Genomic DNA, 24551 nt, shown 5'->3' with positions numbered 1-24551 from the left:
CAGGGCCTAGCGCAGGCCGTCGAAGAGGTCGTCCTCACGGTCGGCGGCGGGGACGCGGCTGAGGTGGCGGATGAACGCCTCGTGGCCGAGCGCCCGCTGCTGGGCCTCGGCGGGCATGCGCAGCAGGAAGATGTTCTCGCCCTGGCTCGCGTGCGCCTCCAGCGCCTTGCGCTTGTGCTCCACGTAGGGTTCCACGTCGACCACGGTGGTGATCTGCTCCTCCGGGGTGCCGAAGTCCGGGGGGAGTTCCAGGTCCTCGGGGGCCCCGCCGATCGAGCGGAGGTATTCGAACAGCTCGGCGACCCGTTCCCGGGGCACCGCGGTGTAGTAGAGCTTGCTGGGGATGCCGGATGCCTCGACCGCGGCGAGGGTGATCCGGTTGGCCTGGATGTGGTCGGGGTGGCCGTAGTTGCCGTTCTCGTCATAGGTGACGACGACCTGCGGCCGGTAGCGCTCCATCAACGCGGCCAGCCGCCCGGCGGCCTGCTCGACGGGGACGTTGGCGAAGGCGTCCGGCGCCTCGTTGGCGGCCCAGCCCACCATGCCGGAGTCGCGGTAGCCGAGCAGCTCCACATGGTCGATCCCGAGGTGGGCCACGGATTCGCGCAGCTCCTCCAGCCGCCGCTCGCGCACCGCCGCCTCGTCGTGGCCGGGCTCCCCCGGCTTCACCCCGCCGGGACCGTCACCCTGCTCCCCGTTGGTGCAGGTGACCAGGACGGTGCGGATGCCCTCCTCGACGCACTTGGCGAAGATGCCGCCCGTCCCGATCACCTCGTCGTCGGGATGGGCGTGGACAGCCATCAGTGTCAGCTCGTCAGCCATGGATATCGACCCCTCCGGATAAGAAGGCCACGCGGCCCCGATCACTCTACGGCCGCCGGCGGGCGGCCGGAATCGGGCCGTCCGCCTGATTCCGGCCGCCCGCCGAGCGGGTAGGTGAGTCCTGACAGTCACGCGCGACACCCCGTCGCCGCCGGAGGGAGCCGTCATGGTGGGCACGACGAAGAACACCGAGATCTACCGGGAGGCCCGGGACCTGCTGCTGGACCTGGGCGGGGACTACGAGGGGGCGGTGGGACGGTTCGTGTGGCCGGTGTTCCAGGGCGCCTTCAACTGGGCGCACGACTGGTTCGACGTGATCGCCCGCGGCAACGGGCGGACGGCCCTGTGGCTGGTCGAGGAGGACGGGTCTGAGACCCGCCACACCTTCGACGAGATCGCCTGCCGCTCGGACCAGGTCGCGGCCTGGCTGGCCGGGCAGGGGGTGGGCCGCGGTGACCGCGTGCTCGTCATGCTGGGCAACCAGGTCGAGCTGTGGGAGTCGATGCTGGCGGTGATGAAGCTCGGCGCGGTGATCATGCCGACGACCACGGCACTGGGCCCGGCGGACCTGCCCGACCGCATCGAGCGCGGCGGCGCCCGGCACGTCATCGCCAACAGCGCGGACACCGCGAAGTTCGCCGGGGTGGCGGGCGACTACACCCGGATCTGCGTCGGCGAGGCACCGGCGGGGTGGGCCGCCTATCGCGACGCCTACGCCGGCGCGGCCGGGCCCGTGGCGCACCCGGGCACCGCGCCGGACGACCCGCTGCTGCTGTACTTCACCTCCGGCACGACCAGCCGGCCGAAGCTGGTGGAGCACACGCAGGTGTCCTACCCGGCCGGACATCTGTCCACCATGTACTGGATGGGCGTGCGGCCGGGCGACACGCACCTGAACATCAGTTCGCCGGGCTGGGCCAAGCACGCGTGGAGCTGTTTCTTCGCCCCGTGGATCGCCGAGGCGACGATCTTCGTCTACAACTACGCCCGCTTCGACGCGGGCGCGCTGCTGGCCCAGATCCGCCGGGCCGGGGTGACCACGTTCTGCGCGCCGCCGACGGTGTGGCGGATGCTGATCAAGTCCGACCTGTCCGGCGGTCCCGGCTCGCTGCGGGAGGTGACGGCGGCCGGCGAACCGCTGAACCCGGAGGTCATCGAGCAGGTCCGCAACGCCTGGGGGCTGACGCTGCGCGACGGGTTCGGGCAGACCGAGACCACCGCCCAGGTCGGCAACACCCCGGGGGCGCCGGTCAAGCCCGGCTCGATGGGCCGTCCGCTCCCCGGGGTGCCGGTGGTGCTGGTCGACCCGATCACCGGGGAGCCGGCCGAGGAGGGCGAGATCTGCGTCGACCTGGCCCGCAGGCCGATGAACCTGATGACCGGCTACCAGGGCGACCCCCGCCGGGAGCGGGAGGCGATGGCCGGCGGCTACTACCACACCGGTGACATCGCCTCCCGGGACGCGGAGGGCTACATCACCTACATCGGGCGGACCGACGACGTGTTCAAGGCCTCCGACTACAAGATCTCGCCGTTCGAGCTGGAGAGCGTGCTCATCGAGCACCCGGCCGTCACCGAGGTCGCGGTGGTGCCCGCGCCCGACCCGGTCCGGCAGGCCGTGCCCAAGGCGTACGTCGTGCTCGCCCCGGGCTGGACGCCGGACCGGGAGACCGCGCTGGCCATCCTGCGCCACGCGCGGGAGAAGCTGGCCCCTTACCTGCGGGTGCGCCGGGTGGAGTTCGCCGAGCTGCCCAAGACGATCTCCGGAAAGATCCGCCGGGTCGAGCTCCGAGCCCGCGAGGAGCGGGCCGCCGGCACCGGCTCGGCCACGGAGTGGCGCGACGACCAGTTCCCCGAGCTGCGGACCTGAACGGAGACGGTGCGTCCGGCGACCCGGCGGTGCCGTCCGAGGCCGGGGAGGAGAGGAGGAGGCCGTCCGTTCACAGCGGACGGTAACGGGGAAGGGGGGCGTCCGCTCCTTTCCGCTCTCAACCTATAGTGCACCGGCGGGCTTGCCACAAGACCCGGGTCGTGCCGCAGAATCGTCGGCCGAGGCCAGAACCTGCGGAAACGGGAGTCGTGGAATGCGTGTGTTGTTGTTGACGTACGGGTCGCGCGGGGACGTCGAACCGATGGTGGGGCTCGCGGTGAGTTTGCGGGAGCTCGGCGCGGAGGTGCGGGTGTGCGCGCCGCCGGACTTCGCGGAGCTGCTGGACGGTTCCGGCCTCCCGCTGGTGCCGCTCGGCCGGTCGGTGCGCGAGATGGCGTCCGGGGCGGTGACCGGGAAGGAGCCGCTGCCCGCGGCGGGCCTGCCCCAGCGCGCGGCCCAGATGGTCGCCGCGACGTACGGATCGGTCGCCGCGGTGGCCGAGGGATGTGACGCGGTGGTGGCGACCGGCTTGATCCCGGCCGCGGCCGCCGCGCGGTCGGTGGCCGAGAAGCTGGGCATCCCCTACGTGTTCGTGGCCTACTTCCCGACCTACCTGCCGTCGCCGCACCACCCGCCGCTCGCGTGGACCCGGCCGCTCCCACCGGAGGTGACCGACAACCGGGTGCTGTGGGACCTGAACACGGAGGACATGAACGCGCTGTTCGGCGAGGCGATCAACGGCCACCGGGCGTCGATCGGCCTGCCCCCGGTGGACAACGTCCGCGACCACGTCTTCACCGACCAGCCGTGGCTGGCGGCGGACCCGGCCCTGGGCCCGTGGCTGCAGCCGGCGGATCTCGACGTGGTGCAGACCGGCGCCTGGATCCGGCCGGACGGACGCCCGCTCCCGGCCGATCTGGAGGCGTTCCTGGACACCGGCGCGCCCCCGGTGTACGTGGGCTTCGGCAGCATGCCCATGCGCGCCGCGCAGGACGTCGCCCGGGCGGCCATCGAGGCGGTCCGCGCGCACGGCCGCCGCGCACTCGTCTCGCGCGGCTGGGCCGGCCTGGCCCTGACCGACGACCGGGACGACTGCTTCGCCGTCGGCGAGGTCAACCAGCAGGCACTGTTCGGCCGGGTGGCCGCCGTCGTGCACCACGGCGGCGCGGGCACCACGACGACGGCCGCCCGGGCCGGCGCGCCCCAGGTGGTGGTGCCCCAGATAGCGGACCAGCCGTACTGGGCCGCCCGGGTGGCCGAGCTGGGCATCGGCGCGGCACACGACGGCCCGACCCCGACCACCGAGTCCCTGTCAGCCGCGCTCAGGACGGCGCTGGCCCCCGAGACCGGCGCCCGGGCGAGGGCCGTGGCCGGTACGGTCCGCACCGACGGGGCGACGGTGGCCGCGAGGCTGCTGCTCGAAACGGTCAGCCGAGAAAGGCCGCCGGTGTCCGCGTGAACCACGCGGGATCACCGAGCCGGGGAAAGTGCCCCGCGCCGGGCTGCGCCGCCGACGTTTCGACCCGGGGTTCAGCCGCCGATGATCGTACGGCGTAGCTGGGCCGACAGCACCGCGGGCGCCTCGACGAGCGAGGGGCCGTACCACGTCAGGCGGCGCCCGTCGAGCAGGGCCGCCGCGACGCCGGGGAAGCTCTCGGGGCCGTCGTCCGCGGTGAAGCGGTACGGCTCGTCCGGCAGCACCACCAGGTCGGGCCCGGCCTCCCGCAGCCGGTCGATCGGGATCTTCGGGTAGCGCTCGGGGTGGTCGGCGTAGATGTTCACCACGCCCAGCCGGGCCAGCACGTCGCCGGTGAAGGTCTCCCCGCCGACGACCATCCACGGCCGGCGCCACACCGGGATGACCGCCCGGCACCACGGGGCGCGGGCCTCCTGCCGCCAGGCGGCCTCCGCCCCGTCCAGCCAGGCCGGGCGGGGCAGCCGGCACGCCTGGGTGAGAACGCGCTCCAGCGAGGCCAGCGCCTCGTCGACGGTACGGATGACCGTCACCCACACCGGGACGCCGGCCGCCCGGAGCGCGTCGAGATCGGCGGCCCGGTTCTCCTCGAAGTTGGCCAGCACGACGTCGGGGCGGAGCGACCTGATCAGCTCCAGGTCCGGGTTCTTGGTGCCCCGGACCCGGGTGACGTCGAGGCCGGCGGGGTGGCTGCACCAGTCGGTGGCCCCCACGAGCAGCCGGGGCGCGGTCGCCGCGACGGTCTCGGTCAGGGAGGGGACGAGGGAGACGATCCGGCGCACCCTCGCGGGGACCGCGACCGTGGCGCCGGTGTCGTCTCTCATCTCGCCGTCCTCTCGGCCCGTGGCCGGCTCCCCGGCCGGGCCGGCCCCTGTCACACGTTACGGCGGTACTGCCCGCCGGCCTCGAACAGCGCCTCGGTGATCTGACCGAGGGAGCAGACGCGGGCGGCGTCCATCAGCGCGGCGAAGGCGTTCTCGTCCGACGCCGCCGCCTGGCGGAGCCGCTGCAGGGCCTGCGGGGCCTGTCCGGCGTTCGCCTCCTGGAAGTCGCGCAGGCGGTGTAGCTGGGACTGCTTCTCCTCCTCGGTGCCACGCGCCAGCTCCAGCGGGCCGTGGTCGACCTCGCCCTTGGGGTTGCGGAAGGTGTTGACCCCGATGATGGGCAGGGAGCCGTCGTGCTTGCGGGTCTCGTACAGCATCGACTCGTCCTGGATGCGCCCGCGCTGGTAGCCGGTCTCCATCGCCCCCAGCACGCCGCCCCGGTCGGAGATGCGCTCGAACTCCTTGAGCACGGCCTCCTCGACCAGGTCGGTGAGCTCGTCGACGATGAACGAGCCCTGGAGCGGGTTCTCGTTCATCGCCAGGCCCCACTCGCGGTTGATGATGAGCTGGATGGCCATGGCCCGCCGTACCGAGTCGGGGGACGGGGTGGTGACGGCCTCGTCGAAGGCGTTGGTGTGCAGGCTGTTGCAGTTGTCGTAGATCGCGATGAGCGCCTGCAGGGTGGTGCGGATGTCGTTGAAGTCCATCTCCTGGGCGTGCAGGGATCGGCCGGAGGTCTGGATGTGGTACTTCAGCTTCTGCGCCCGCTCGGCGGCGCCGTACCGCTCGCGCATCGCCACCGCCCAGATGCGGCGGGCCACCCGCCCGAGCACGCTGTATTCGGGGTCCATGCCGTTGGAGAAGAAGAACGACAGGTTCGGCGCGAAGTCGTCGATCTTCATGCCGCGGGCCAGGTAGGCCTCGACGTAGGTGAAGCCGTTGGCCAGGGTGAAGGCGAGCTGGCTGATCGGGTTGGCCCCGGCCTCGGCGATGTGGTAGCCGGAGATCGAGACCGAGTAGAAGTTGCGCACCCCGTTGGCGATGAACCATTCCTGGATGTCGGCCATCATCCGCAGGCTGAACTCGGTGGAGAAGATGCAGGTGTTCTGCCCCTGGTCCTCCTTGAGGATGTCGGCCTGCACGGTGCCGCGCACGGTGGCCAGCGTCCTGGCGCGCAGCTCCGCGGCCTCCTCGGGCGAGGGCGGGCGGCCGTGCGTGTCGCCGAAGCGGTCGAGCGCCTGGTCGACGGCGGTGTTGAGGAAGAAGGCCAGGATCGTCGGCGCGGGCCCGTTGATCGTCATGGAGACAGAGGTGTTGGGCGCCGACAGGTCGAACCCGTCATACAGCGCCTTCATGTCGCCGAGCGTCGCGATCGACACCCCCGACGTGCCGACCTTGCCGTAGATGTCGGGGCGGAGCGCGGGGTCGTTGCCGTACAGCGTGACCGAGTCGAAGGCGGTGGACAGCCGGGTCGCCGGCTGGCCCTCCGACAGGAGCTTGAAGCGCCGGTTGGTGCGGAACGGGTCGCCCTCTCCGGCGAACATCCTGGTCGGGTCCTCGTCGTCCCGCTTGAAGGGGAAGACGCCGGCGGTGAACGGGAAGCGGCCGGGCAGGTTCTCCGCGCGCAGGAACCGCAGCAGGTCGCCGTGGTCGGACAGCCGCGGCAGCGCCACCCGCGGGATCCGGTTGCCCGACAGCGTCTGGCGCCACAGCGGGGTCCGCAGCTCCCGGTCGCGGACCTTCACCACCAGCTCGTCGGCCCGGTATTCCTCCGCCGTGGCGCTCCATCCCTCCAGGAGCGCCCGGCTGCCGGGATCGACTCCGGCGGCCGCACGGGCCAGCAGGAGGTCCACGGCGGCGGTGTCGGCGCCCTCCTCGGCGATCATCTCCCGGACGGCGGTGAGCCGCTGCAGGCCGCGCACCGCCTCCGCCTGATCCGCGGTGTGGGCGTGGTAGCCGCGGACGGTCTCGGCGATCTCGGCCAGGTAGCGGGACCGGGCCGGTGGCACGATGCCGTCGGCGACCTTCGAGGTGTTCCCGCTCACCTCGGGGAGCACGCCCGGGGTCTCGGGCAGCCCGTGCTCGCCGAGCAGGCCCCTGAGGCGCTGGTAGAGCGCGGTGACGCCGGCGTCGTTGAAGCGGGAGGCGATCGTGCCGTAGACGGGCATCTCCTCCGGCGGGACCCCGAACGCCTCTCGGTTGCGGACGAGCTGGCGGCGCACGTCGCGCAGCGCGTCCTCGGCGCCCCGGCGCTCGTACTTGTTGATCGCGACCACGTCGGCGAAGTCGAGCATGTCGATCTTCTCCAGCTGGGAGGCCGCGCCGAACTCCGGCGTCATCACATACAGCGACACGTCCGCGAACGGCACGATCGCCGCGTCGCCCTGCCCTATGCCAGGAGTCTCCACGATCACCAGGTCGTGGCCCGCCGCCCGACAGGCCGCGATCACGTCGCCGAGGTGCGCGGGCAGCTCCTGTGCCCCCCGGGTGGCCAGGGACCGGAAGTAGGCGCCGCCGCCGGACAGGCTGTTCATCCTGATCCGGTCGCCCAGCAGCGCTCCCCCGCCGCGCCGCCGGGTCGGGTCGACCGCGATGACGGCGACCCGGAGCTTGTCCTCGAAGTCGATCCTGATCCGGCGCAGCAGCTCGTCGGTGAGCGAGGACTTGCCCGAACCGCCGGTGCCGGTGATGCCCAGCACCGGGACCGTGCGGGCGGCGGCGGCACCCCGCAGCGCCTCCAGCCACGAGGCGTCCGCGGCGCCGGACTCCACCATCGTGATCGCGCGCGACAGCGCCCGGTGGTCGCCCGCGACCACCTCGGCCATCGCGGGCGCCCCGCCGGCGGTCAGGTCCACGTCACACGCCTCGACCACCTTGTTGATCATTCCGGCCAGCCCCAGCCGCTGGCCGTCCTCGGGCGAGAAGACCCCGGCGACGCCGTGGGCGTGCAGGAGGTCGATCTCCTCGCGCACGATCACCCCGCCGCCCCCGCCGTAGACCTTCACGTGCCCGGCCCCGCGCTCGCGCAGCAGGTCCACCAGGTAGGTGAAGAACTCCACGTGTCCGCCCTGGTAGGAGCTGACGGCCACGCCCTGCGCGTCCTCCTGGATCGCCGCGGTGACGATCTCGTCGACGGAGCGGTTGTGGCCCAGATGGATGACCTCGGCGCCCTGCGACTGCAGGATCCGCCGCATGATGTTGATGGCCGCGTCGTGGCCGTCGAACAGCGCCGCCGCCGTGACGACGCGGACCGGATTGACGGGAACGTGCACGAGGGCTCCTCCGACTGACGGCCGACTACTCCACCTGGACTTCCCTCAAAATTACTAGGACGTCCTAGTAAATACTAGGACGTCCTACTGATTTCCGCTCCGGCTTCGGCCGAATCCCCGTGCCGGCCTCAGCCGAGATCCCATGCCATGACGACCGCCAGGCCGACGAAGTGGATCAGCACGACCACCGCGATGAGGAAGACGAACACGAACTTCGCCGGCCCGTGCTCGAACTGGCTGCCCTCCTTCAGCACGGGCCGCTGCGCCTGACGGTCGGCGATCCGCTCTTCGAGGGTCTTCCTCTTCCGGTTGGTCACGGCGGTCCTCGGGTCGGGGTGAGCGCTCATCCGCGGGCCTCCGCCCGCAGCTCGGCCAGCAGTTCTCCCTGACCCGCCAGCAGCTCGGTCAGGATCCGCCGGGCGGCGACCATCAGATCGGCCACATCGGCGGTGGACAGGGCGTAGACGACGGTGGGCCCCTCGCGGGTGGCGGTCACGATCCCGGCTCGGCGCAGCACCGCCAGCTGCTGGGACAGACTGGACGCCTCGACGTCGATCGCGGCCAGAAGGTCACGGACGGGCAGTGGGCCGTCCTGCAGCAGTTCGAGCACCTGGATGCGGACCGGATGGCCGAGGGTACGGAAGAAATCGGCCTTGGCCTGATTGAGCGGCACCGGCATGATCACACAGCCCCGTCGGCGGGCCCGCCGCCCGCGTACCGCACGTCGATGCCGTGCCGGTCGGCGATGCGCAGCAGGCTCTCCAGCCGTCCGGACAGGATCTCGACCGCCTGGCCGTCGAAGGCGTGCCGCGTGATCCGCAGCTCGGCGTCGACCTCGTCGACACGTGCCCGCAGCCGCGCCGCGAACTCGCCCCGGCCTTCCGCTTCCCGTAGATCAGGTGAACTTCGGCTCCCGAACAGCGAATACACGACACTCATCATGTGCCAAGTTGCATAATTGTTCAAATTGTAAGGTTTATAGGTAAGCTGACGGCAGTGATATGTTCTCGGACGTCGCTCAGCCGGCCCGGATCCCGGTCCGGACCAGGTCGGCGGCGGAGCGGGACACACCGGGCACGGCCGCCGGCGGCGGGGCCGGCCCAGGGTGTCACGCTACGTCAGCCGACAGCGCGACTGTGACAAGAGGTCGAGCACGCCTGCGTGCGTAGAGGGAGTGCAGCCAATGGGGCGGGGTCGAGCCAAGGCGAAGCAGACGAAGGTGGCTCGCCAGCTGAAGTACGGCACCCACGACATCGATCTTGAGCGGCTCCGCAGGGAGCTCGGCAGCGGTGACGATCCCGCGCCCGAGACCGAGACCGAAGACCCCGCCGACGGGTCCCCCGGCGGCTAGGTCGGTGACCGACTGACCTGCGGCCCGCCCCCCTTCCACAGGGGGGCGGGCCGGGTCCGTCCTGACGTCGGCGGTCACACGCTCAGGCGGTCACACGCTCAGTGCATGGCCGCGCTCTCCTGGGCGAGCCGTTCGTCACCGGTGAGGGTGTTGAGCGGCTTCTCCTTGATGAACAGCACCGCCACGAGGGCGAGCGCGGTCAGCGGGGCGCCGATGAGGAACAGGTCGGCGGTGGCGGTGGCGTAGACGTCCTGGATCACGCGCACCACCGGCGCGGGCAGCGTGGAGATGTCGGGTACGGCGTGGCTCTGCTCGCCACCGGAGGCGGTCGCCACCGGGCCGAGCTTCTCGGCCATCAGGCTGGTGACCCGGTTGGCCAGCACGGCGCCCAGGGCGCTGACGCCGACCGCGCCGCCCATGCTGCGGAAGAACGTCAGCACGGAGGTGGTGACGCCCAGGTCGTGGGCCGGGACGTCGTTCTGCGCGGCGAGCACCAGGTTCTGCATGAGCATGCCGACGCCGACGCCGAGCACCGCCATGTACAGCGAGAGCACGGGGACGCCGGTGTCGGCGCCGATCGTGGACAGCAGGAGCATGCCGGCCAGCATGATCACGCCACCCGCGACCAGGAACCCCTTCCAGCGGCCCCACTTGGTGATGAGCTGCCCGGCGACGGTGGAGGAGACGAGCAGGCCGAAGATCATGGGCAGGCTCATCAGGCCCGCCACGGTCGGCGACTTGCCCAGGGCCACCTGGAAGTACTGCGACAGGAAGACCGTCCCGCCGAACATCGCGACGCCGACCAGCACGCTGGCGACGGTGGCCAGCGCGACCGTGCGGTTGCGGAAGACGCCGAGCGGGATGATGGGCTCGGCCGCCCGCGACTCCACCCACACCGCGACGGCCAGGATGAGCACTCCGGCGCCGACCAGGCCGGCCGTCCACGCCGAGGCCCAGGCGAACTGGTTGCCCGCCAGCGACGACCACACCAGCAGCGTCGAGACGCCCGCGGTGATGAGGAAGGCACCGAGATAGTCGACCTTCACCTGCTTCCGGACGACCGGCAGCTTGAGGGTGCGCTGCAGCAACACGATCGCCAGGATCGTGAACGGCACGCCGATCAGGAAGCACCAGCGCCACCCCAGCCAGGAGGTGTCGACCAGCAGGCCGCCGATCAGCGGCCCGGCGACGGTGCCGACGCCGAACACGGCGCCGAAGATGCCGGCGTAGCGGCCCAGCTCACGGGGCGGGATCATCGCGGCCATCACGATCATGGACAGCGCGGTCATGCCTCCGGCGCCGACGCCCTGCACCACCCGGCTCACGATCAGGATCTCCACGTTCGGCGTGAGACCGGCGATCAGCGAGCCCACCACGAACAGTCCCAGCGAGAGCTGGATCAACAGTTTCTTGCTGTAGAGGTCGGCCATCTTGCCCCACAGCGGCACGGTGGCCGTCATCGCCAGCAGCTCGGCGGTGACGATCCAGGTGTAGACGGTCTGGCTGCCGCCCAGGTCGGTGATGATGCGCGGCAGCGCGTTGGCCACGACGGTGGAGGCCAGGATGGACACGAACATGCCCACCATCAGCCCGGAAAGCGCCTGCAGCACCTTGCGGCGGGAGGGACGCGCGGCGGCGTCGGCGGCCGCCTCCGGCGGCACACTGGTGGTCGTCATTCTTCCTCGGGTTCTCTTGCTTCAGGGGACCCGGCACGAAAGGGCGCCGGGCCTGGAACGGGTGACAGGGCCGTGGTGTGACCGGGCCGTGGTGTGGCCGGCACCGGGTGGTGCGGCCGGGGACGGAGCCGGATGGGGGAACGGACGTGACGGGACCGGGCGGGAAGAGGCGTCACGGGACCTGACGGGTCACGGAACCTGTTGGGTCACGGGACCTGACGGATCACGGGATCTGTTGGGTCACGGGACCTGGTGGAAGGAGGGAGAGGTCAGGCGGGAGAGGAGGGGTCCGCCAGCCCCGCCGTCAGATGGTCGAAGGCCTCGTCGAGCAGCTCCCCCAGCTCGCGGTCTCCGCCTCCGGCGCTCCAGCGCATCATCGCGACCCGGAACGCCGTCCAGGCCACGGCCGTGACCAGGATCGGGTAGCCGTCCGCCACCGGATCCACGCCGATCCGCCCGGCGACCGCCTCCGCGATCATCCGCTCGACCTCGGCGCCGTTGGCGACGAGACGGGGCAGCAGCGACGGATTCTGCTCGAACACCTTCAACCGCAGCAGCCACTGCTCCTGCCGGGCCTGGATCTGGTCCGCCTCGGCGCGCAGCGCCCGCCGCAGCACCTCGATGACCGGCAGCTCCGCCGGCGCCGACCTCATCATCTCGCCGATCTGCGTGTCGGTCCCCGGCCCCTTGCCGGTGACCGCCTCTTCCTTGCAGGAGAAGTAGTTGAAGAAGGTGCGCGAGGAGACGTCGACGGCCTGGCTGATGTCCTCCACGGTGACCCCGCCGATGCCCCGCTCGGCGACCAGCTCCAGAGCGGCCCGCTCCAGAGCCGCGCGCGTCTCCTGTTTCTTCCGGTCCCGCCGGCCCAGATCGACCGCGCCCGGCCGATCACCCGTATCCACGATGGTCACACCATGCAGCATAGGCGAAAACTTTCACCTTCTGCATGTTTTCATAGTATGAAGTGATATACGACACAGTGAAATGGCATGTCCGGCTGCTCCCCGCCCACGCCGCCTCCCGGGACCACCGGGAGGACAGCCCCCGGTCAGACATACCGGGGACGTGTCCCGGCGGGGACCACCGCGAGGGGGCAGGCGGCGTGGTGCAGCAGCGAGTGGCTCACCGAGCCCAGCAGCAGCCCGGCCAGCTCGCCGCGCCCGCGCGATCCCACGACCAGCACGTCCGCCTGCGCCGAGGCGTCCCTCAGCACGTCCACCGGGTGCCCGTGCTCCACCTGCTCGACGAGCTTGACATCCGGGTAGGACCCGCTCCAGGCCGCCAGCGCCTCGGCCGGCCGGCGCCGCTCGCCCTCGGCCATCTCCTGCGCGACCGGCGGAGCGAAGAGACCGCCGCCGGCCGCGGGCCGTCTCCAGGCGTGGATCGCCCGCAGTGTGGCACCGCGCACGGACGCCTCGGCGAAGGCGAAACCGATGGCGGCCGCACCGGACGGGGAGCCGTCGATGCCGACGACGACCTCGCCGCGGGTGTGCGCGGGCAGGTCGCGGACGACGGCCACCGGGCAGGCGGCGCGCCCGGCCACTCCCAGCGCGACCGATCCGAGCAGCATGCCGCGGAAACCGCCCAGCCCGTGACTGCCGACCACCAGGAGCTCGGCGCGCTCGGCTGCCTTGAGCAGGCCGAGGCGGGGGTCGCCCGGCAGCAGCAGGGTCTCCGCCTCGACGTCGCCGTCTTCCTCACGCGCCCGCCTCAGTGCTTCGGCCAGCGTGGACGTGGCCCCGTCGCGCATCCACTGTCCCACGGCGGCGTGCGGGACGCCCTGCGGCATCTCATAGGCCCAGACCGGCATGATGTGCACGATGCGCAGCCTGGCGCCGCGCAGGCCCGCCTCCCGCACCGCCCAGCCCACGGCCTCAAGGCCGGCCCGCGAGCCGTCGACTCCCGCCAGGATCATGACCTCCCCCTTCCGGTCACTACGGCCGGCGCTCCCGGAGCACCTCGGCGACCGGCCGCCGGATGCCCCCGCCCGCGCCGGAGGTGTAGCCCAGACGCATGATCATCTGGGGGTGTTCGCCGGACAGCAGTTCCTGCCGTAGGAACTCCCGCAGGTGGGGCATCTCCAGCGCCTGGGTGTGGAAGGCCGCGCCGACGTCGTAGGCGGAGGCGTACAGCAGGACGCGCTGCAGCGCCTGACCGGCCGCGATCCAGTCCTCGCGGGAGTCCCCCGGCGTGGTCAGCACCGCCACGGTCCCGGTGGAGGCCGAGAAGAACTGGTCACTGTCGTCGCCCCACGGGTGGCCGTGGGCGTAGTCGCGTTGGGCGAAGTGCGGACGGGTCCGCCTGGGCTCGCGGGGATAGCCCTCGGCCGGGACCCCCTCCTTGCGGGAGCTTCCCGGCGGCTGGGCCCAGCTGATCATCTCCAGGGTGAACAGCCGGTTCTGGGACTGCACGTCCTGGGCGGCGCAGGTGAGGGCGGCGAGCACCCGGACCGCGGCCTCGGAGCGGACCGGCGTCAGCCGCGCCCCCTCGGCGGCGGCCTGGGAGACGAGGGCTCCGAGGAGGCGGTCCGGCACGGGCAGCTCGGTGAATCCGGCGCGGTGGGTGCGGCGGCGCTCGATCTCACCGTGCAGCAGCCGGGTGTGCTCGTCGGCGACGGCGGCCTCCCCCATCCGCACCGTCGCCAGCAGGGCGGGGCGGTCGGGGTCGGGCAGCACCCGCGCCCGCGCCTCGCAGCCGAGCACGCGCAGCGCGAGCCGCAGGTTCATCAGGGCGGCGCCGCAGCTGATCAGCAGCTCCCGGCCCGCGGGGTCGCCGAGCCGCAGCTTCCTGTCGCTGTCGGCCCGCAGGGAGATCTCCTCTCCGTCGACGGCGAAGGACCACGGCTGGGTGTTGTGCACCGACGGCGCCCACACGGCGGCCTGCACCGCCGTGTGGATCGTCGAGGCGATCTCCTCGCTCGTGCGGGCGCTCACGTGCCCACCTCCGTCACAGGTAGGGGGTCGAGACAGGGACCAGGTCGTCGGAGCGGTACGTCAGGCCACCCTTGACGCCGAGAACACCGTCGATCCGGCGGATCTCGGCGACGAGAAGCGATCTCTGGGAGCGGCGGCCGACCTGTCCCGCCAGCGTGATCACACCCGTCTCGACGCCGACGGCCAGCTCCCGCCGGTCGATGCCGAGCCGTTCGCAGACCGCGGTGACCTCGCGGTCGATCTCGTCGGCCGGACGGGTGAAGACCTTCAGCAGATCGCTCTGGTGGACGATCCCGGTGACGCGTCCGGTGGCTGTGTCGACCACGGGCAGCTGCTTGATCCGGTGCCGGTGCATCAGCCGCGCCGCCTCCCGGACGGAGGTCTCCGGGGTGACGGTGATCGCGGGGGTGGTCATGATCTCCCCGGCCGTGCCACCGGCCGCCTTCCTGCGCTCCTCGCGCCTGCCGCGGCCACCGAAGACGCCGCCGGCGTGCCTGTCGGGATCGATCTCCTTGAGCAGCAGGTCATCCTCCGAGACCACGCCGACGGGACGCCCGCCGGCGTCGATGACGGTGACTGCGCCGATCTTGAAACGCCGCATGGCGTCGACGATCTCGGAGAAGGACGCCTCCGGCCGCACCGCGACGGCCCTGACACCCATGACATCCACGACCTTCATGATTGGCCTCCTCGTTACGAGCCTCCCGGAGCCCTGCCGGCCGCGTCAGCGACGAAAGTCCCCGATGCGGAGGACCTACGGTCCGCCGTCCGCGGACCGGTGGGCGGCGAGATCCCGCGCGTCCCTCACGTCCCGCTTCAGGCGCTGACCACCGCGACGGGGCACCGGGCGTGGTGCAGGACCCCGTGACTGACCGAGCCCAGTACGGCCGAGCCGAGCCGGCCCAGCCCGCGCGAGCCGACGACGGCCAGGTCCGCGCTCCGCGACGCCTCGCAGATGACGGCGACGGAATGCCCGCAGACCGCCGTCTGCGTGACTTCCACCTGCGGGTACTTGTCCCGCCAGGGAGTGAGCGTGTCCGCCGCCACGCGCCGCTCGGTGTCGAAGATCTCCTCGATCAGTGGCGTGTAGGCGGCGGCCCCCTGCCCCGTGACGGGCATCTGCCAGGTGTGGACCGTATGCAGCCGGGCGCCGCGCCTGGTGGCCTCCTCGAAGGCGTATTCCAGGGCCGCCGCCGAGTGGGCCGAGCCTTCGAAGCCCACGACGATCTCGCCGTAGGTCCGCTCCGGCTCGCCTCTGACGACCACGAGCGGCGCGGCCGTGTGCCCGGCCAGGGCCAGGGAGACCGATCCGAGCATCAGTTCGGCGAATCCGCCGCGGCCCCGGTGGCCCACCACGATCTGCTCGGCGGTCTCGGCCTCGCGCCGGAGGACTTCGACCGTCCGGCCGGTTTCGAGCGCGGTCTCCACCTCGATCCGCGGGGCCCGCTCGCGCGCCAGGGTGGCCGCGGCCTCCAGCACGCCCCGGGCGTGCTCGGTCACGGAGTCACGGAAGCCGGGCGGGGTCTGGAGCGGGATGTCGTAGGTCCACGGCCCGGACACGTGGACGATCCGCAGGGCACATCCGCGCCGCGCGGCGTCGGCGGCCGCCCACCCGACCGTGACCTGCGAGGAAGGTGAGCCGTCCGTGCCCACCGCTACATGCGCTGTCATGGCGTCCTCCTCGTTTCTCCCCCTTCCATCCGACCCTTTCCCGGCGTTTCCCGCAGTGGCCGAAAGACCCGGCCGTCAGGGACTTCCGGCCTCTGCCCACCGGCCCCGGGGTCCCGGCGCCGAGGAGGACGAGAACCGCGCAAACGGCGCGGACGGCGCGATGGTGCCCAACTCCGGCACCGGAACCATAAGAGATTCCCAACAAATCCTCGCGCGCAATCTTCGTTGACCGCGGCACCTACGGAAACGGCCGCGCGCTGGCAGCGTGGATCCGGGACCGAACGGCTTGCGAGGCGTCTCGGAGAGGCGCTTCACGGAGAAGGGGGTTGTCCGATGGCGGTCGACAGAGCTGATGTGGCGGTCACGGGGCTGGGCGCCACCACACCGTTGGGCGGTGACGTGCCCTCCACCTGGGCCGCCCTGCTGGCCGGGCAGTCCGGGATCAGCCTGATCGAGGAGGAGTGGGCGGCCGCTCTGCCGGTGCGGATCGCGGGCCGGCTACGGGTGGAGCCCGAGGAGGTGCTCGGCCGGGTCAAGGCCCGGCGGCTGGACCGCTGCGAGCAGGTCGCCCTGATCGCCGCACGTGAGGCGTGGGCCGACGCCGGAGCCCCCGAGACGGAGCCGGAGCGCCTGGCGGTGGTCATCGGCACCGGAGTCGGCGGGTTGCTGAGCACTCTCGCCCAGGCCGACGTCCTGGAGACCTCCGGAGCGCGGCGGGTCTCGCCCTACACCGTGCCCATGATGATGCCCAACGGGCCCGCGGCCGTGGTCAGCATGGAGCTCGGTGCCCGCGGCGGCGCCCACACCCCGGTGAGCGCCTGTGCCTCCGGCGCCGAGGCGATCGCGATGGGCCTGGACCTCATCCGCCTCGGCCGCGCCGACGTCGTCGTCGCGGGCGGCAGCGAGGCGTGCGTCCATCCCCTCACCATCGCCGGATTCGCCCAGGCCAGGGCACTCTCCACGCGCAACGACGCCCCCCAGGAGGCATCGCGGCCCTTCGACACCGCGCGGGACGGGTTCGTCCTCGGCGAAGGGGCCGCCCTGGTGGTCCTGGAGCGCGCGGAGTCCGCCGCGGCCCGCGGCGCCCGCGTCCACGCGATGCTGGCCGGCGCGGGCGTCACCTCCGACGCCCACCACATCACCGCGGCCCACTCCGACGGGCAGGTGCGCGCCATCCGGCTGGCCCTGGCCTCCGCCGGCCTGGACGCGCTCGACATCGGGCACGTGCACGCCCACGCCACCTCCACTCCGCCCGGCGACGTGACCGAGGCCCGCTCGATCGCCGAGGCGATCGGGACGCACCCGGCGGTCACCGCGACCAAGTCGATGACCGGCCACCTGTGCGGCGCCGCCGGGGCGATGGGGGCCATCTCCGCGATCCTCGCCATCCGCGACGGGATCGTCCCCGCCACCCGCAACCTGGTCGACCTCGACCCGGAGATCAAGCTCGACATCGTCACCGGCCGGCCGCGACGAGGACGGCAGGACACGGCGCTGTCCAACTCCTTCGGGTTCGGTGGCCACAACGCCTCCCTGGTCTTCGCCTCCGCCCCCTGAACAGATTCCTCCGACCCACCCCGAACGGGGCTCCCCGAGCCCGCTTCCGAACAGGGTTCCCCGAGCCCACCCCCCAACAGGGTTCTCCGGCCCCCCGAACGGGATTCCCCGAACCCACCCCCCACGGGGTTCCCTGGATCCGCCCCCCAACGGGGCTCTCCGGATCCGCTTCCGAACAGGGTTCCCCGGGCCCGCCTCCCGAATGGGCTCTCCGGACCCCGAACGGGTTCTCCGGGTCCATCTCCCGAACGGGTTGACCGGGCCCGCCGGCCTGGACAGGGATCCCGGTTGAGCCGGGCCGGCGCGGGCGGATCCGACGGCCGCGGCCGGGCGGGCTTCCTCGCGGGGCAGGCGGACTGAGTACACCCGCCTTCTGGCCCCGCTCGGCGGCGGAGATCCGGGGGCCCGGAGCGGCCGATTCCCGGGCCCATGGGACCTTCGCCCCTACCCGGGCGGCCAGAGGGCGGGCGAGCATGGGAGAAGAGGGGACCCGGACACAGGAGGCGGGGACATGACCTCACATGGCCTCGGACCCGGCCACCACGAGCGGCACGCCGTACCGGCGGACAGAGACTCGGGGTGACGGCCATGACCTCACACGGCCTCAGGCCCGGCCACCACGAGCGGCACGCCGTACCGGCGGACAGGGACTCGAGGTGACAGCCATGACGGACCCCGTCGTCGTCGGCGTCGACGGCTCGGCGTCCTCGATGCAGGCCGTGACCTGGGCGGCGGAGGAGGCCGTGCTGAGGGGCGCGCTGTTGCGCATCGTGCACGCCGCTCTCCGCTGGGCCTATGACGTCCCCCTCGTCCCGCAGCCCGCCCACTGGGGGCCGGCCGCGGAGGCCGCCTCCTGGGAGCTGCTCCGCCGGGCCGCCGAGCAGGCCCACATCCGCGCCCCCAGCCTGGAGGTCATCACCGAGATCCTCGACGGTGCCGCCGCCGAGGCGATCGCCGCCACGGCCGAGACCGCGCAGCTGGTCGTCGTCGGCGGCCGGGGCCGGGGCGGATTCACCGGGCTGCTGCTGGGCTCGGTCGGCCATGACCTCGCCGCCCGGTCCCCCTGCCCGGTGGTGATCGTGAGCAGGCCGCGCGCCGGGCGCGGCACGGAGGTCGTCCTCGGCGTCACCGGACACCCCGGCCGCGATCCCGTCCTGGAGTTCGCCTTCTGCGAGGCCGCACGGCGGCGAGTCCCGCTCCGGGCGGTGCACGCCTGGACCCGCCCGGCCGTCAGGGCACCCGGTGACATGCAGCCGCTCGTCTTCGACATCACGAGCGTCGGCGAGGAGGAGGCCCGCCTGCTGGCCGAGTCCATCAGTGGCTGGCGCGAGCGCTTTCCCGACGTGCCCCTCATCGAGCACGTCGTGCACGAGCATCCTGCCAAGGCGCTCATCGACGCCTCGGACGGCGCCGAGCTGGTCGTCGTCGGCCCTCCCAGCAGGGCGAGACTCTTCGGCTCGCCCGTGCACGCCCTGGTCCAGCACGCCCGCGCGCCCGTCGCCGTCGTCCACCACGCGGCCTCGCACACCTACCGGAGCTGAACGCTCACGGCCGCGCCTGCCGGAGCCGGGCGACCACGCCGTCTCGCGCCCGCCGGGGCACGTCGGAGCGGCGCCGTCCAGAACCCTGACATAAGTATCTTCATGTCAAGGTATTTCTGAGGAGGCGTGATGCTCCACCATGTCCAGCCGGCCGGCACGCAAGGCGCATCCCGGCCTCCTGGGCCGCGACCTCGACCTATGGGCCCGGCGGTCGGGCGAGGCCGGTCGATCATGCGAGCCACCGGCAAGCCCTAGTATGAGATGCTTCCGGATCCCACGAGGAGGTTGATCATGTCGTTCCCACCGCCCGGCATGGTTCTCGGCGACGCCTCGGCGCGCACTCCCTCGCGGGAGGCCGCCACAGGCTGATCCACCGCGACGGAGTGCTCTTCATGACCATCACTGGTTCGATCATGAGGAGCCCGAGTGCTCGAGGTCTGCTGGACCGAAGACGGCGGAGCCCGGTCCGCCCGCTGGCGTTCCGAGAACGGTTCGCCGCCACCCACCCGCGTGGTGACCGCCGATGACCGCCTCACCACCGACACCGCCTACCGTCTGGCCCGCGAGGGCACCGCGCTGTTGTGGCGCAGCGACTTCCACAACGCCCGCCAGCTCCTGCGCGCCATGGCACGGCGCGCCGGGCGCCGTCCGCGCGTTCCCGCCCGGTCCCCTGCCCACGCCTTCCAGCTGCACCGCCAGGCGCGCTCCCAGCTCGCCCGCACGCTGGGCAGGCTGCTGGTGCCGCTCGATCATGACTACACCGTCCCCCTGCGGCGCGCCCCGGACGTGCGACAGGCCTGCGTGGAGGTCTACGGTCCGGCGGCGGGGCCGTCGGTGACCTCGCTGCGCGAGCTGCTGGGCATCGCCGGGGCACACGAATGGCGCAGCAGGGGCGTCGAGGTGCCCGCGCTGGGCGGGCGCGTCCATCCGCACTACGGCGTCTTCTCACCGACCCGCGGCGAGTACGTCGACCTGGTGGCCCGAGCGCCGCTCGCCTCGCGCTCCAGGGCCTTCGACATCGGCACCGGAACAGGTGTGCTCGCCGCTGTCCTCGCCCGCAGGGGCGTCGAGCGCCTCGTGGCCACGGACCAGGACCCGCGCGCCCTGGCCTGCGCCCGCGACAACCTCGAACGGCTGGGCCTGGCCGGCCGGGTCGACGTCGTGCACGCGGACCTCTTCCCGCCCGGCCGCGCGCCGCTCGTCGTCTGCAACCCGCCGTGGATCCCGGCCAAACCCGCCTCGCCCCTCGACCGCGCGGTCTACGATCCCGGCGGCCGCATGCTGCGCGGATTCCTGAACGGGCTCGCCGGGCACCTGGAACCGGACGGCGAGGGCTGGCTTATCCTGTCGGACCTGGCCGAACATCTCGCCCTGCGGACCCGCGCCGAGCTCCTGTCCGCCTTCGAGGCCGCGGGTCTGCGGGTCGTGGACCGGCTGGAAACGCGGCCGAGACACCCCCGTGCCTTCGACGGGACCGACCCCCTCCACGCGGCCCGCGCCGCCGAGGTCACGTCCCTGTGGCGGCTCCGCGCAGGTCCTTGACCGGGCCGGTCCCTGATCGGCCGGACTCCCCTCGCCCGGTTCCTGCGCCGTGCCGTACACGCGGGGGCCGCGCGAGGCGGGGTCCGGCCGACGCCCCGGGCCCGTACGGCATGCCGGAACGGCCCGGGGACGGCTGAACCGGTGTGACCCTCCAGGCGCCGCGTCCGGCTGATCCACCGGCGGCGATTGGCGTGGTGATCCGCCCTCCGCCGTGACAGAGTCGTCACATGCTCAACGACAGCCCCGTCGCCACCCGGCTCCCGGCCCAGGATCTCCAGCGAGCCAGGGCGTTCTACGCGGACAAGCTCGGTCTCGAACCCGTCGAGGAGCGGCCCGGCGGCCTGCTCTACCGGTGCGGCGGCGGCCGGTTCGCGCTGTTCGCGTCGGCGGGGGCGGCCTCGGGCGACCACACCCAGATGGCGTGGGAGGTCGACGACATCGAGGCCGTGGTCGAGCGGCTGCGGAGCAGGGGCGTGGTCTTCGAGGAGGTCGACCTGCCCGGCCTGCGGACGGTCGGCGGCATCGCCCACGTCGAGGGGAACTATCCCTCGGTCGGCGTCGGCGAGCGGGCCGCCTGGTTCCGCGACAGCGAGGGCAACCTCCTGGGCATCGGCCAGCCTGTGCGCTGAGACGGGCCCGCTCCGGACCGACCGGTACGGCCGGCCCGGGATGCCGCCGGCCCCGGCGCGGTGCCCGCGGGCCGCCGGCCCCGGCATCAGCGCCATACCATACCGTATGGTACGGTTCCGATGCTTGATCGACGGAGGAGCGGAGACATTGGCGAGCAGACACGACTGGCTGGAGGAGGGACTCGGCGTGCTGGGCGAGGAGGGGGCGCCCGCGCTGACCGTGGAGCTGCTGTGCGGGCGGCTCGGCCTGACCAAGGGTTCCTTCTACCACCACTTCAAAGGCATGGCCGGGTTCAAGACCGAGCTGCTGCGGCATTTCGCGGCCCAGCACACCACCCGCTACATCGACGCGGTGGAGCACACCGGCGGCTCCGTCCGGGCCAGGCTGGACCGCCTCCTGGAGCTGGTCCTGGCCGACGAGAAGGGATCGGGCGATCCGGAGCCGGCCATCCGCGCCTGGGCGCTGCAGGATACGGAGGTGCGCGCGACGCAGGAGCTGGTCGACCGGCTGCGCATCGACTACCTGCGGTCGCTGTGGCACGAGGCCGGAGGCGCCGAGGCGGACGCCCTCCCGATGGCCCGCATGCTGTATCTGATACTGATCGGGGCCGGGCAGATCGCCCCGCCGGTGCCCGCCGAGGAGCTGCGCGACGTCTACGAGCTGGCGATGCGCCTGATGCCGGACGACGGGAAGGACGGATGAACGGGCTGACCCGCTGGGTGCCACGACTGATCATCGCGACGGCGGTGCTCCACTTCGTCTGGGCCTTCGCCCAGCCCAACGCCTGGTCCGAGATCGCCGGCGACGGGTTCCTCAGCGCCGTCGTCGACACCGGCGCCGCCGGATACTGGCCGCGCGAGGCGAGCGTGTGGTTCCTGACGGGGGGTGCCGCGCTCCTGGCGATGGGGACGCTCAGCCGGTCCGTGGTCCGGGCGACCGGGCGGCTGCCCGCGCAGGTCGGGTGGTACCTGCTGGTGATCGGCGTGCCGTTGTGCGTCATCTACTTCCCGGTCACCGGCAGCTGGGTGCTGCCCGTCATCGGCGTGCTCGCCCTGGTCGCCGCCCGCCGCCCGCCGCAGGAGGCCGGCTGAGGGAGCGCGGGACTCCCGGGCCCGCCGCCCGGGGCGGCCGTCGCCCCGGGCCCGGCGGGCCCCGGCGGCGGTGACGGCCGCGGACACCGGTCAGGAAAGGGCCACGGGAGGCTCACCGGTCGCCGACGGTGGGCGCCTCGATCAGGCCGACCGGCAGCACTCCGTCCGCGTTCCAGGGCGCGTGGCTGATCTGCGCGGAGACGCCGTTGAACTTGGCGGCGGCGTGCGGATGGCCGTGGCCGGCCGCGCGGTTGAACCAGGCCGCGGCCGCCCAGTCCTCGTCCTGGCGCTGATGGATCACCGCGAGCTCGTAGGCGGCCTCGGCATGTCCGCACTCGCCGGCCAGCCGGTAGAAGAACATCGCGACGCTTACCTGGGCCGGGGTCGCGCTCTGGTACTCGCGGCCGTAGCGGTAGGCGAGCTCGGCGGCGGCCGCGCACCGGTGCGGATGGTTGAACAGGCCCGGCGCGTCGGCGTGACCGGCGTCGTTGGCCCGGCGCAGCCACTGATGGGCCTCCTCGGGCCAGTCCCGCAGCAGGGCGATGACCGCCAGGCGCATGCAGGCCCGGCCGTCATCGGCGTCGGTCCGCTGCAGCAGCCGGGCACCGGTCCTGCCGTAGATCTCCAGGTGGCGCTGGGTCGGCCCGGACATCGGCGGCGGCGCGCCCGTGGTGGCCTGGGGCCGGACCGTCCTCCTGCCCGCGGACGGCATGGCGGATGGCATGGCGGACGGCGTCGCGTACAGCTCGACCGGCGGCTCGGCATACGGCTCGATTGACGACACGCTCCGCGGCACGCCGGGCGGCATCGCATACGGCTCGACCGGCGGCACGCTCCGCGGCACGGCGGGCGGTACGGTCCGCGGCGCGCCGGGCGGCCTGGCCTGCGCGATCGCCTCTGCCCCGGCGGGTGCCGAGTCGGCGGGAGACGGCTGAGGAGTGCGGGCGGCCCGCCACCGGGCGTTCCAGTCCTGGAGGCTGCCCAGCTCCCGGACATCGAGGTGGGTCTGCTCGGCCGCCATATGACAGGCGATCACGAACGAGGCCACCCACGACCAGCCCGGGACCCGTTTCCGCTTGCCGGTCAGGATGTCGTTCGTGGTGCTCTCCGCCAGTTCCCTGCGTCGGCCACCGCCACCATCGACGCGCACCGACAGCCTGCGCAGTTCAGACAGCGTTGGGGAGCCAGCCAGCTCGCACAGCTCGTTGAGCTGCTCGATGAAGGCGCAGCGCGCCGCAACGCGATGTTGTTCAACCATCGCCCCAGCCGGAAATGAGTGATCCACGATCTACATGAGGTAACGGGAGTCATATTCGCATTAACGGATGGTCAAGCGGGCTAGATCGCATATCCCACTTCGTCCGGAATAACGGACAGACGACCTGGGGTGAGGCGCCGGACGCGCCAGGGCCGGCCCGGATGTTTCCGGATAAGTCCGGACGACATCGGCGAGGAGCCCGGCCGGGGCCGGACGGGATCGGAGGATCCCGGACCCCGGCGGGCGGCACCGGACGCCGGGCCGGTCCCTCGCCACGTGGAAGCGCTCCCGTCCCGCCGGGCGGCCGACCGGCCCGGAGTCGTCCGGAGATGTTTGGAGCGGTGGCGGCGGACCGGCCGCTGCCGCATCGTTGGTGCCTCACCCGACTGCCGACGATGGAGGCGAGAGCCCATGCCGTGCACCGCCGCTGGTCCGCATGCCTTTCTCCGCGCCACCGGCGATCGGCCGGGCCACCCGCCGGCGCCCTGGGTCCACGGCGACGACCAGTTGCTGATCCTCCTGGTGACGACGTGGGCGCTGGCCACCGGGCGGGTCCCGCCCAACCGCCCGGCCGATCAGCTCAGTGAGGCCGAGCTCATCGCGTTCTGGGCAGACGAGCAGACCGCCACCGGCCACCCGCCGGTGCCACCGCAGGAGTGAAACCGATGTTCTCGACGCCCGTGCTCCTTCTCCTCACCGTCACCGTGCTGGTGGCGGCGATCGCCTGCGCGCTCACCCTGGCGGCCGGCGCGCCCTGGCCCACCGCCCTGCTGAGCGCCGGAGCGGCGGGCGGGGCCACCATGGGCATCCTCCCCCGCCTGCTCGACGACCACCGCGACGGCGACTAGGCGTTCCGTCCGGATCATCGTGCGGAGCGGAGGAGACCCGCCGCCCCGGCCACCGCGACGCGGGCGGTGACCTCGCCGGCCGGCCGGGACAGCATGCCGTCGGCCGCCGGACAGTGCCACGGCGACAGCGCCGCGCCGCCGTACCGGACGTCTGGATCCGGTACGGCGGCGCGGCGCGTGTTCACGGCGGG

General features: G+C 72.6%; 25 protein-coding genes. 11 read left to right on the top strand and 14 right to left on the bottom strand.

Going from position 1 to position 24551, the window contains the following annotated elements:
• Nucleotides 1–6: 6 nt before the first annotated feature.
• Nucleotides 7–822 (bottom strand): PIG-L family deacetylase, encoded by an 816-nt coding sequence (locus J2S55_RS08420; protein WP_306858491.1) that lies wholly within the window; start codon nucleotides 820–822, stop codon nucleotides 7–9.
• Between the two features lie 166 nt (nucleotides 823–988).
• Between J2S55_RS08420 and J2S55_RS08415 the strand changes: the two genes are divergently transcribed.
• Nucleotides 989–2692, top strand: coding sequence for an AMP-binding protein (locus J2S55_RS08415; protein ID WP_306858490.1), 1704 nt, complete (start codon nucleotides 989–991; stop codon nucleotides 2690–2692).
• A 214-nt stretch (nucleotides 2693–2906) separates the two neighbouring features.
• Entirely contained in the window at nucleotides 2907–4151 is a 1245-nt protein-coding gene (locus J2S55_RS08410) for a glycosyltransferase (protein WP_306858489.1), read from the top strand.
• Between the two features lie 71 nt (nucleotides 4152–4222).
• Here J2S55_RS08410 and J2S55_RS08405 read toward each other — a convergent pair whose 3' ends face one another.
• The 5 genes from J2S55_RS08405 to J2S55_RS08385 all read right to left on the bottom strand — a co-directional run bounded on the left by J2S55_RS08405 (nucleotide 4223) and on the right by J2S55_RS08385 (nucleotide 9192).
• Entirely contained in the window at nucleotides 4223–4990 is a 768-nt protein-coding gene (locus tag J2S55_RS08405) for a helical backbone metal receptor (protein WP_306858488.1), read from the bottom strand.
• 50 nt (nucleotides 4991–5040) lie between these two features.
• Nucleotides 5041–8262, bottom strand: a complete 3222-nt coding sequence (icmF, locus tag J2S55_RS08400; protein WP_306858487.1) for a fused isobutyryl-CoA mutase/GTPase IcmF — start codon at nucleotides 8260–8262, stop codon at nucleotides 5041–5043.
• Between the two features lie 128 nt (nucleotides 8263–8390).
• Entirely contained in the window at nucleotides 8391–8579 is a 189-nt protein-coding gene (locus J2S55_RS08395) for a hypothetical protein (protein WP_306858486.1), read from the bottom strand.
• Nucleotides 8580–8605: 26 nt separating this feature from the next.
• Nucleotides 8606–8941: an ArsR/SmtB family transcription factor gene (locus J2S55_RS08390; protein WP_306858485.1), complete on the bottom strand. Its 336-nt coding sequence runs from the start codon at nucleotides 8939–8941 to the stop codon at nucleotides 8606–8608.
• Nucleotides 8942–8943: 2 nt separating this feature from the next.
• Nucleotides 8944–9192, bottom strand: coding sequence for a hypothetical protein (locus J2S55_RS08385; RefSeq protein WP_306858484.1), 249 nt, complete (start codon nucleotides 9190–9192; stop codon nucleotides 8944–8946).
• 253 nt (nucleotides 9193–9445) lie between these two features.
• Between J2S55_RS08385 and J2S55_RS08380 the strand changes: the two genes are divergently transcribed.
• The gene (locus J2S55_RS08380; RefSeq protein ID WP_306858483.1) at nucleotides 9446–9613 is read left to right on the top strand and encodes a DUF3073 domain-containing protein; all 168 of its coding nucleotides are present in this window, start codon (nucleotides 9446–9448) and stop codon (nucleotides 9611–9613) included.
• A 98-nt stretch (nucleotides 9614–9711) separates the two neighbouring features.
• Here J2S55_RS08380 and J2S55_RS08375 read toward each other — a convergent pair whose 3' ends face one another.
• From J2S55_RS08375 to J2S55_RS08350, 6 genes are all read right to left on the bottom strand, one after another.
• Complete coding sequence (locus J2S55_RS08375; RefSeq protein ID WP_306858482.1) at nucleotides 9712–11289, bottom strand: MDR family MFS transporter; 1578 nt, start codon at nucleotides 11287–11289, stop codon at nucleotides 9712–9714.
• 269 nt (nucleotides 11290–11558) lie between these two features.
• Nucleotides 11559–12200 carry an acyl-CoA-like ligand-binding transcription factor gene (locus tag J2S55_RS08370; protein WP_306858481.1) on the bottom strand — a complete coding sequence of 214 codons (642 nt, stop codon included), beginning with the start codon at nucleotides 12198–12200 and terminating at the stop codon, nucleotides 11559–11561.
• Nucleotides 12201–12337: 137 nt separating this feature from the next.
• Nucleotides 12338–13204: a universal stress protein gene (locus J2S55_RS08365; RefSeq protein WP_306858480.1), complete on the bottom strand. Its 867-nt coding sequence runs from the start codon at nucleotides 13202–13204 to the stop codon at nucleotides 12338–12340.
• Between the two features lie 19 nt (nucleotides 13205–13223).
• Nucleotides 13224–14222 (bottom strand): Acg family FMN-binding oxidoreductase, encoded by a 999-nt coding sequence (locus J2S55_RS08360; protein ID WP_306858479.1) that lies wholly within the window; start codon nucleotides 14220–14222, stop codon nucleotides 13224–13226.
• A gap of 13 nt (nucleotides 14223–14235) precedes the next feature.
• Nucleotides 14236–14901 (bottom strand): CBS domain-containing protein, encoded by a 666-nt coding sequence (locus tag J2S55_RS08355; protein WP_306858478.1) that lies wholly within the window; start codon nucleotides 14899–14901, stop codon nucleotides 14236–14238.
• Between the two features lie 137 nt (nucleotides 14902–15038).
• The gene (locus tag J2S55_RS08350; protein ID WP_306858477.1) at nucleotides 15039–15893 is read right to left on the bottom strand and encodes a universal stress protein; all 855 of its coding nucleotides are present in this window, start codon (nucleotides 15891–15893) and stop codon (nucleotides 15039–15041) included.
• A gap of 333 nt (nucleotides 15894–16226) precedes the next feature.
• Between J2S55_RS08350 and J2S55_RS08345 the strand changes: the two genes are divergently transcribed.
• From J2S55_RS08345 to J2S55_RS08320, 6 genes are all read left to right on the top strand, one after another.
• Entirely contained in the window at nucleotides 16227–17450 is a 1224-nt protein-coding gene (locus tag J2S55_RS08345) for a beta-ketoacyl-[acyl-carrier-protein] synthase family protein (RefSeq protein WP_306858476.1), read from the top strand.
• 665 nt (nucleotides 17451–18115) lie between these two features.
• The gene (locus tag J2S55_RS08340) at nucleotides 18116–18991 is read left to right on the top strand and encodes a universal stress protein (protein WP_306858475.1); all 876 of its coding nucleotides are present in this window, start codon (nucleotides 18116–18118) and stop codon (nucleotides 18989–18991) included.
• 426 nt (nucleotides 18992–19417) lie between these two features.
• On the top strand, nucleotides 19418–20533 hold the full coding sequence (locus J2S55_RS08335; RefSeq protein WP_306858474.1) for a methyltransferase: 1116 nt from the start codon (nucleotides 19418–19420) through the stop codon (nucleotides 20531–20533).
• 227 nt (nucleotides 20534–20760) lie between these two features.
• On the top strand, nucleotides 20761–21162 hold the full coding sequence (locus tag J2S55_RS08330) for a VOC family protein (protein ID WP_306858473.1): 402 nt from the start codon (nucleotides 20761–20763) through the stop codon (nucleotides 21160–21162).
• A gap of 148 nt (nucleotides 21163–21310) precedes the next feature.
• Entirely contained in the window at nucleotides 21311–21865 is a 555-nt protein-coding gene (locus J2S55_RS08325; protein WP_306858472.1) for a TetR/AcrR family transcriptional regulator, read from the top strand.
• Entirely contained in the window at nucleotides 21862–22254 is a 393-nt protein-coding gene (locus tag J2S55_RS08320) for a DUF6463 family protein (RefSeq protein WP_306858471.1), read from the top strand. Before J2S55_RS08325 ends, J2S55_RS08320 begins: the two co-directional genes overlap by 4 nt.
• Before the next feature lie 112 nt (nucleotides 22255–22366).
• On the opposite strand, the gene J2S55_RS08315 is transcribed toward J2S55_RS08320, so the two are convergent.
• Nucleotides 22367–23512: an SEL1-like repeat protein gene (locus tag J2S55_RS08315; protein WP_306858470.1), complete on the bottom strand. Its 1146-nt coding sequence runs from the start codon at nucleotides 23510–23512 to the stop codon at nucleotides 22367–22369.
• 411 nt (nucleotides 23513–23923) lie between these two features.
• Between J2S55_RS08315 and J2S55_RS08310 the strand changes: the two genes are divergently transcribed.
• A complete protein-coding gene (locus J2S55_RS08310; RefSeq protein ID WP_306858469.1) occupies nucleotides 23924–24172 on the top strand; it encodes a hypothetical protein in 249 nt (82 codons plus the stop codon).
• A gap of 5 nt (nucleotides 24173–24177) precedes the next feature.
• Nucleotides 24178–24360: a hypothetical protein gene (locus J2S55_RS08305; protein ID WP_306858468.1), complete on the top strand. Its 183-nt coding sequence runs from the start codon at nucleotides 24178–24180 to the stop codon at nucleotides 24358–24360.
• Nucleotides 24361–24374: 14 nt separating this feature from the next.
• Here the strand turns inward: J2S55_RS08305 and J2S55_RS08300 are convergent, their stop codons facing one another.
• Entirely contained in the window at nucleotides 24375–24545 is a 171-nt protein-coding gene (locus J2S55_RS08300) for a hypothetical protein (RefSeq protein ID WP_306858467.1), read from the bottom strand.
• Between the last annotated feature and the right edge of the window lie 6 nt (nucleotides 24546–24551).

It is taken from the genome of Streptosporangium brasiliense (assembly GCF_030811595.1).
Classification (GTDB): Bacteria; Actinomycetota; Actinomycetes; order Streptosporangiales; family Streptosporangiaceae; genus Streptosporangium; species Streptosporangium brasiliense.
Note: the sequence above shows the minus strand (reverse complement) of the source record. Positions and strands in the feature narration are given on the sequence as shown.

What these genes read in the sequence shown, in the direction of transcription:
- J2S55_RS08420 (WP_306858491.1), bottom strand. Translation starts at nt 822, where the DNA reads ATGGCTGACGAGCTGACACTGATGGCTGTCCACGCCCATCCCGACGAC.
- J2S55_RS08415 (WP_306858490.1), top strand. Translation starts at nt 989, where the DNA reads ATGGTGGGCACGACGAAGAACACCGAGATCTACCGGGAGGCCCGGGAC.
- J2S55_RS08410 (WP_306858489.1), top strand. Translation starts at nt 2,907, where the DNA reads ATGCGTGTGTTGTTGTTGACGTACGGGTCGCGCGGGGACGTCGAACCG.
- J2S55_RS08405 (WP_306858488.1), bottom strand. Translation starts at nt 4,990, where the DNA reads ATGAGAGACGACACCGGCGCCACGGTCGCGGTCCCCGCGAGGGTGCGC.
- J2S55_RS08390 (WP_306858485.1), bottom strand. Translation starts at nt 8,941, where the DNA reads ATGCCGGTGCCGCTCAATCAGGCCAAGGCCGATTTCTTCCGTACCCTC.
- J2S55_RS08380 (WP_306858483.1), top strand. Translation starts at nt 9,446, where the DNA reads ATGGGGCGGGGTCGAGCCAAGGCGAAGCAGACGAAGGTGGCTCGCCAG.
- J2S55_RS08375 (WP_306858482.1), bottom strand. Translation starts at nt 11,289, where the DNA reads ATGACGACCACCAGTGTGCCGCCGGAGGCGGCCGCCGACGCCGCCGCG.
- J2S55_RS08365 (WP_306858480.1), bottom strand. Translation starts at nt 13,204, where the DNA reads ATGATCCTGGCGGGAGTCGACGGCTCGCGGGCCGGCCTTGAGGCCGTG.
- J2S55_RS08355 (WP_306858478.1), bottom strand. Translation starts at nt 14,901, where the DNA reads ATGAAGGTCGTGGATGTCATGGGTGTCAGGGCCGTCGCGGTGCGGCCG.
- J2S55_RS08350 (WP_306858477.1), bottom strand. Translation starts at nt 15,893, where the DNA reads ATGACAGCGCATGTAGCGGTGGGCACGGACGGCTCACCTTCCTCGCAG.
- J2S55_RS08345 (WP_306858476.1), top strand. Translation starts at nt 16,227, where the DNA reads ATGGCGGTCGACAGAGCTGATGTGGCGGTCACGGGGCTGGGCGCCACC.
- J2S55_RS08340 (WP_306858475.1), top strand. Translation starts at nt 18,116, where the DNA reads ATGACGGACCCCGTCGTCGTCGGCGTCGACGGCTCGGCGTCCTCGATG.
- J2S55_RS08330 (WP_306858473.1), top strand. Translation starts at nt 20,761, where the DNA reads ATGCTCAACGACAGCCCCGTCGCCACCCGGCTCCCGGCCCAGGATCTC.
- J2S55_RS08320 (WP_306858471.1), top strand. Translation starts at nt 21,862, where the DNA reads ATGAACGGGCTGACCCGCTGGGTGCCACGACTGATCATCGCGACGGCG.
- J2S55_RS08315 (WP_306858470.1), bottom strand. Translation starts at nt 23,512, where the DNA reads ATGGTTGAACAACATCGCGTTGCGGCGCGCTGCGCCTTCATCGAGCAG.
- J2S55_RS08310 (WP_306858469.1), top strand. Translation starts at nt 23,924, where the DNA reads ATGCCGTGCACCGCCGCTGGTCCGCATGCCTTTCTCCGCGCCACCGGC.
- J2S55_RS08305 (WP_306858468.1), top strand. Translation starts at nt 24,178, where the DNA reads ATGTTCTCGACGCCCGTGCTCCTTCTCCTCACCGTCACCGTGCTGGTG.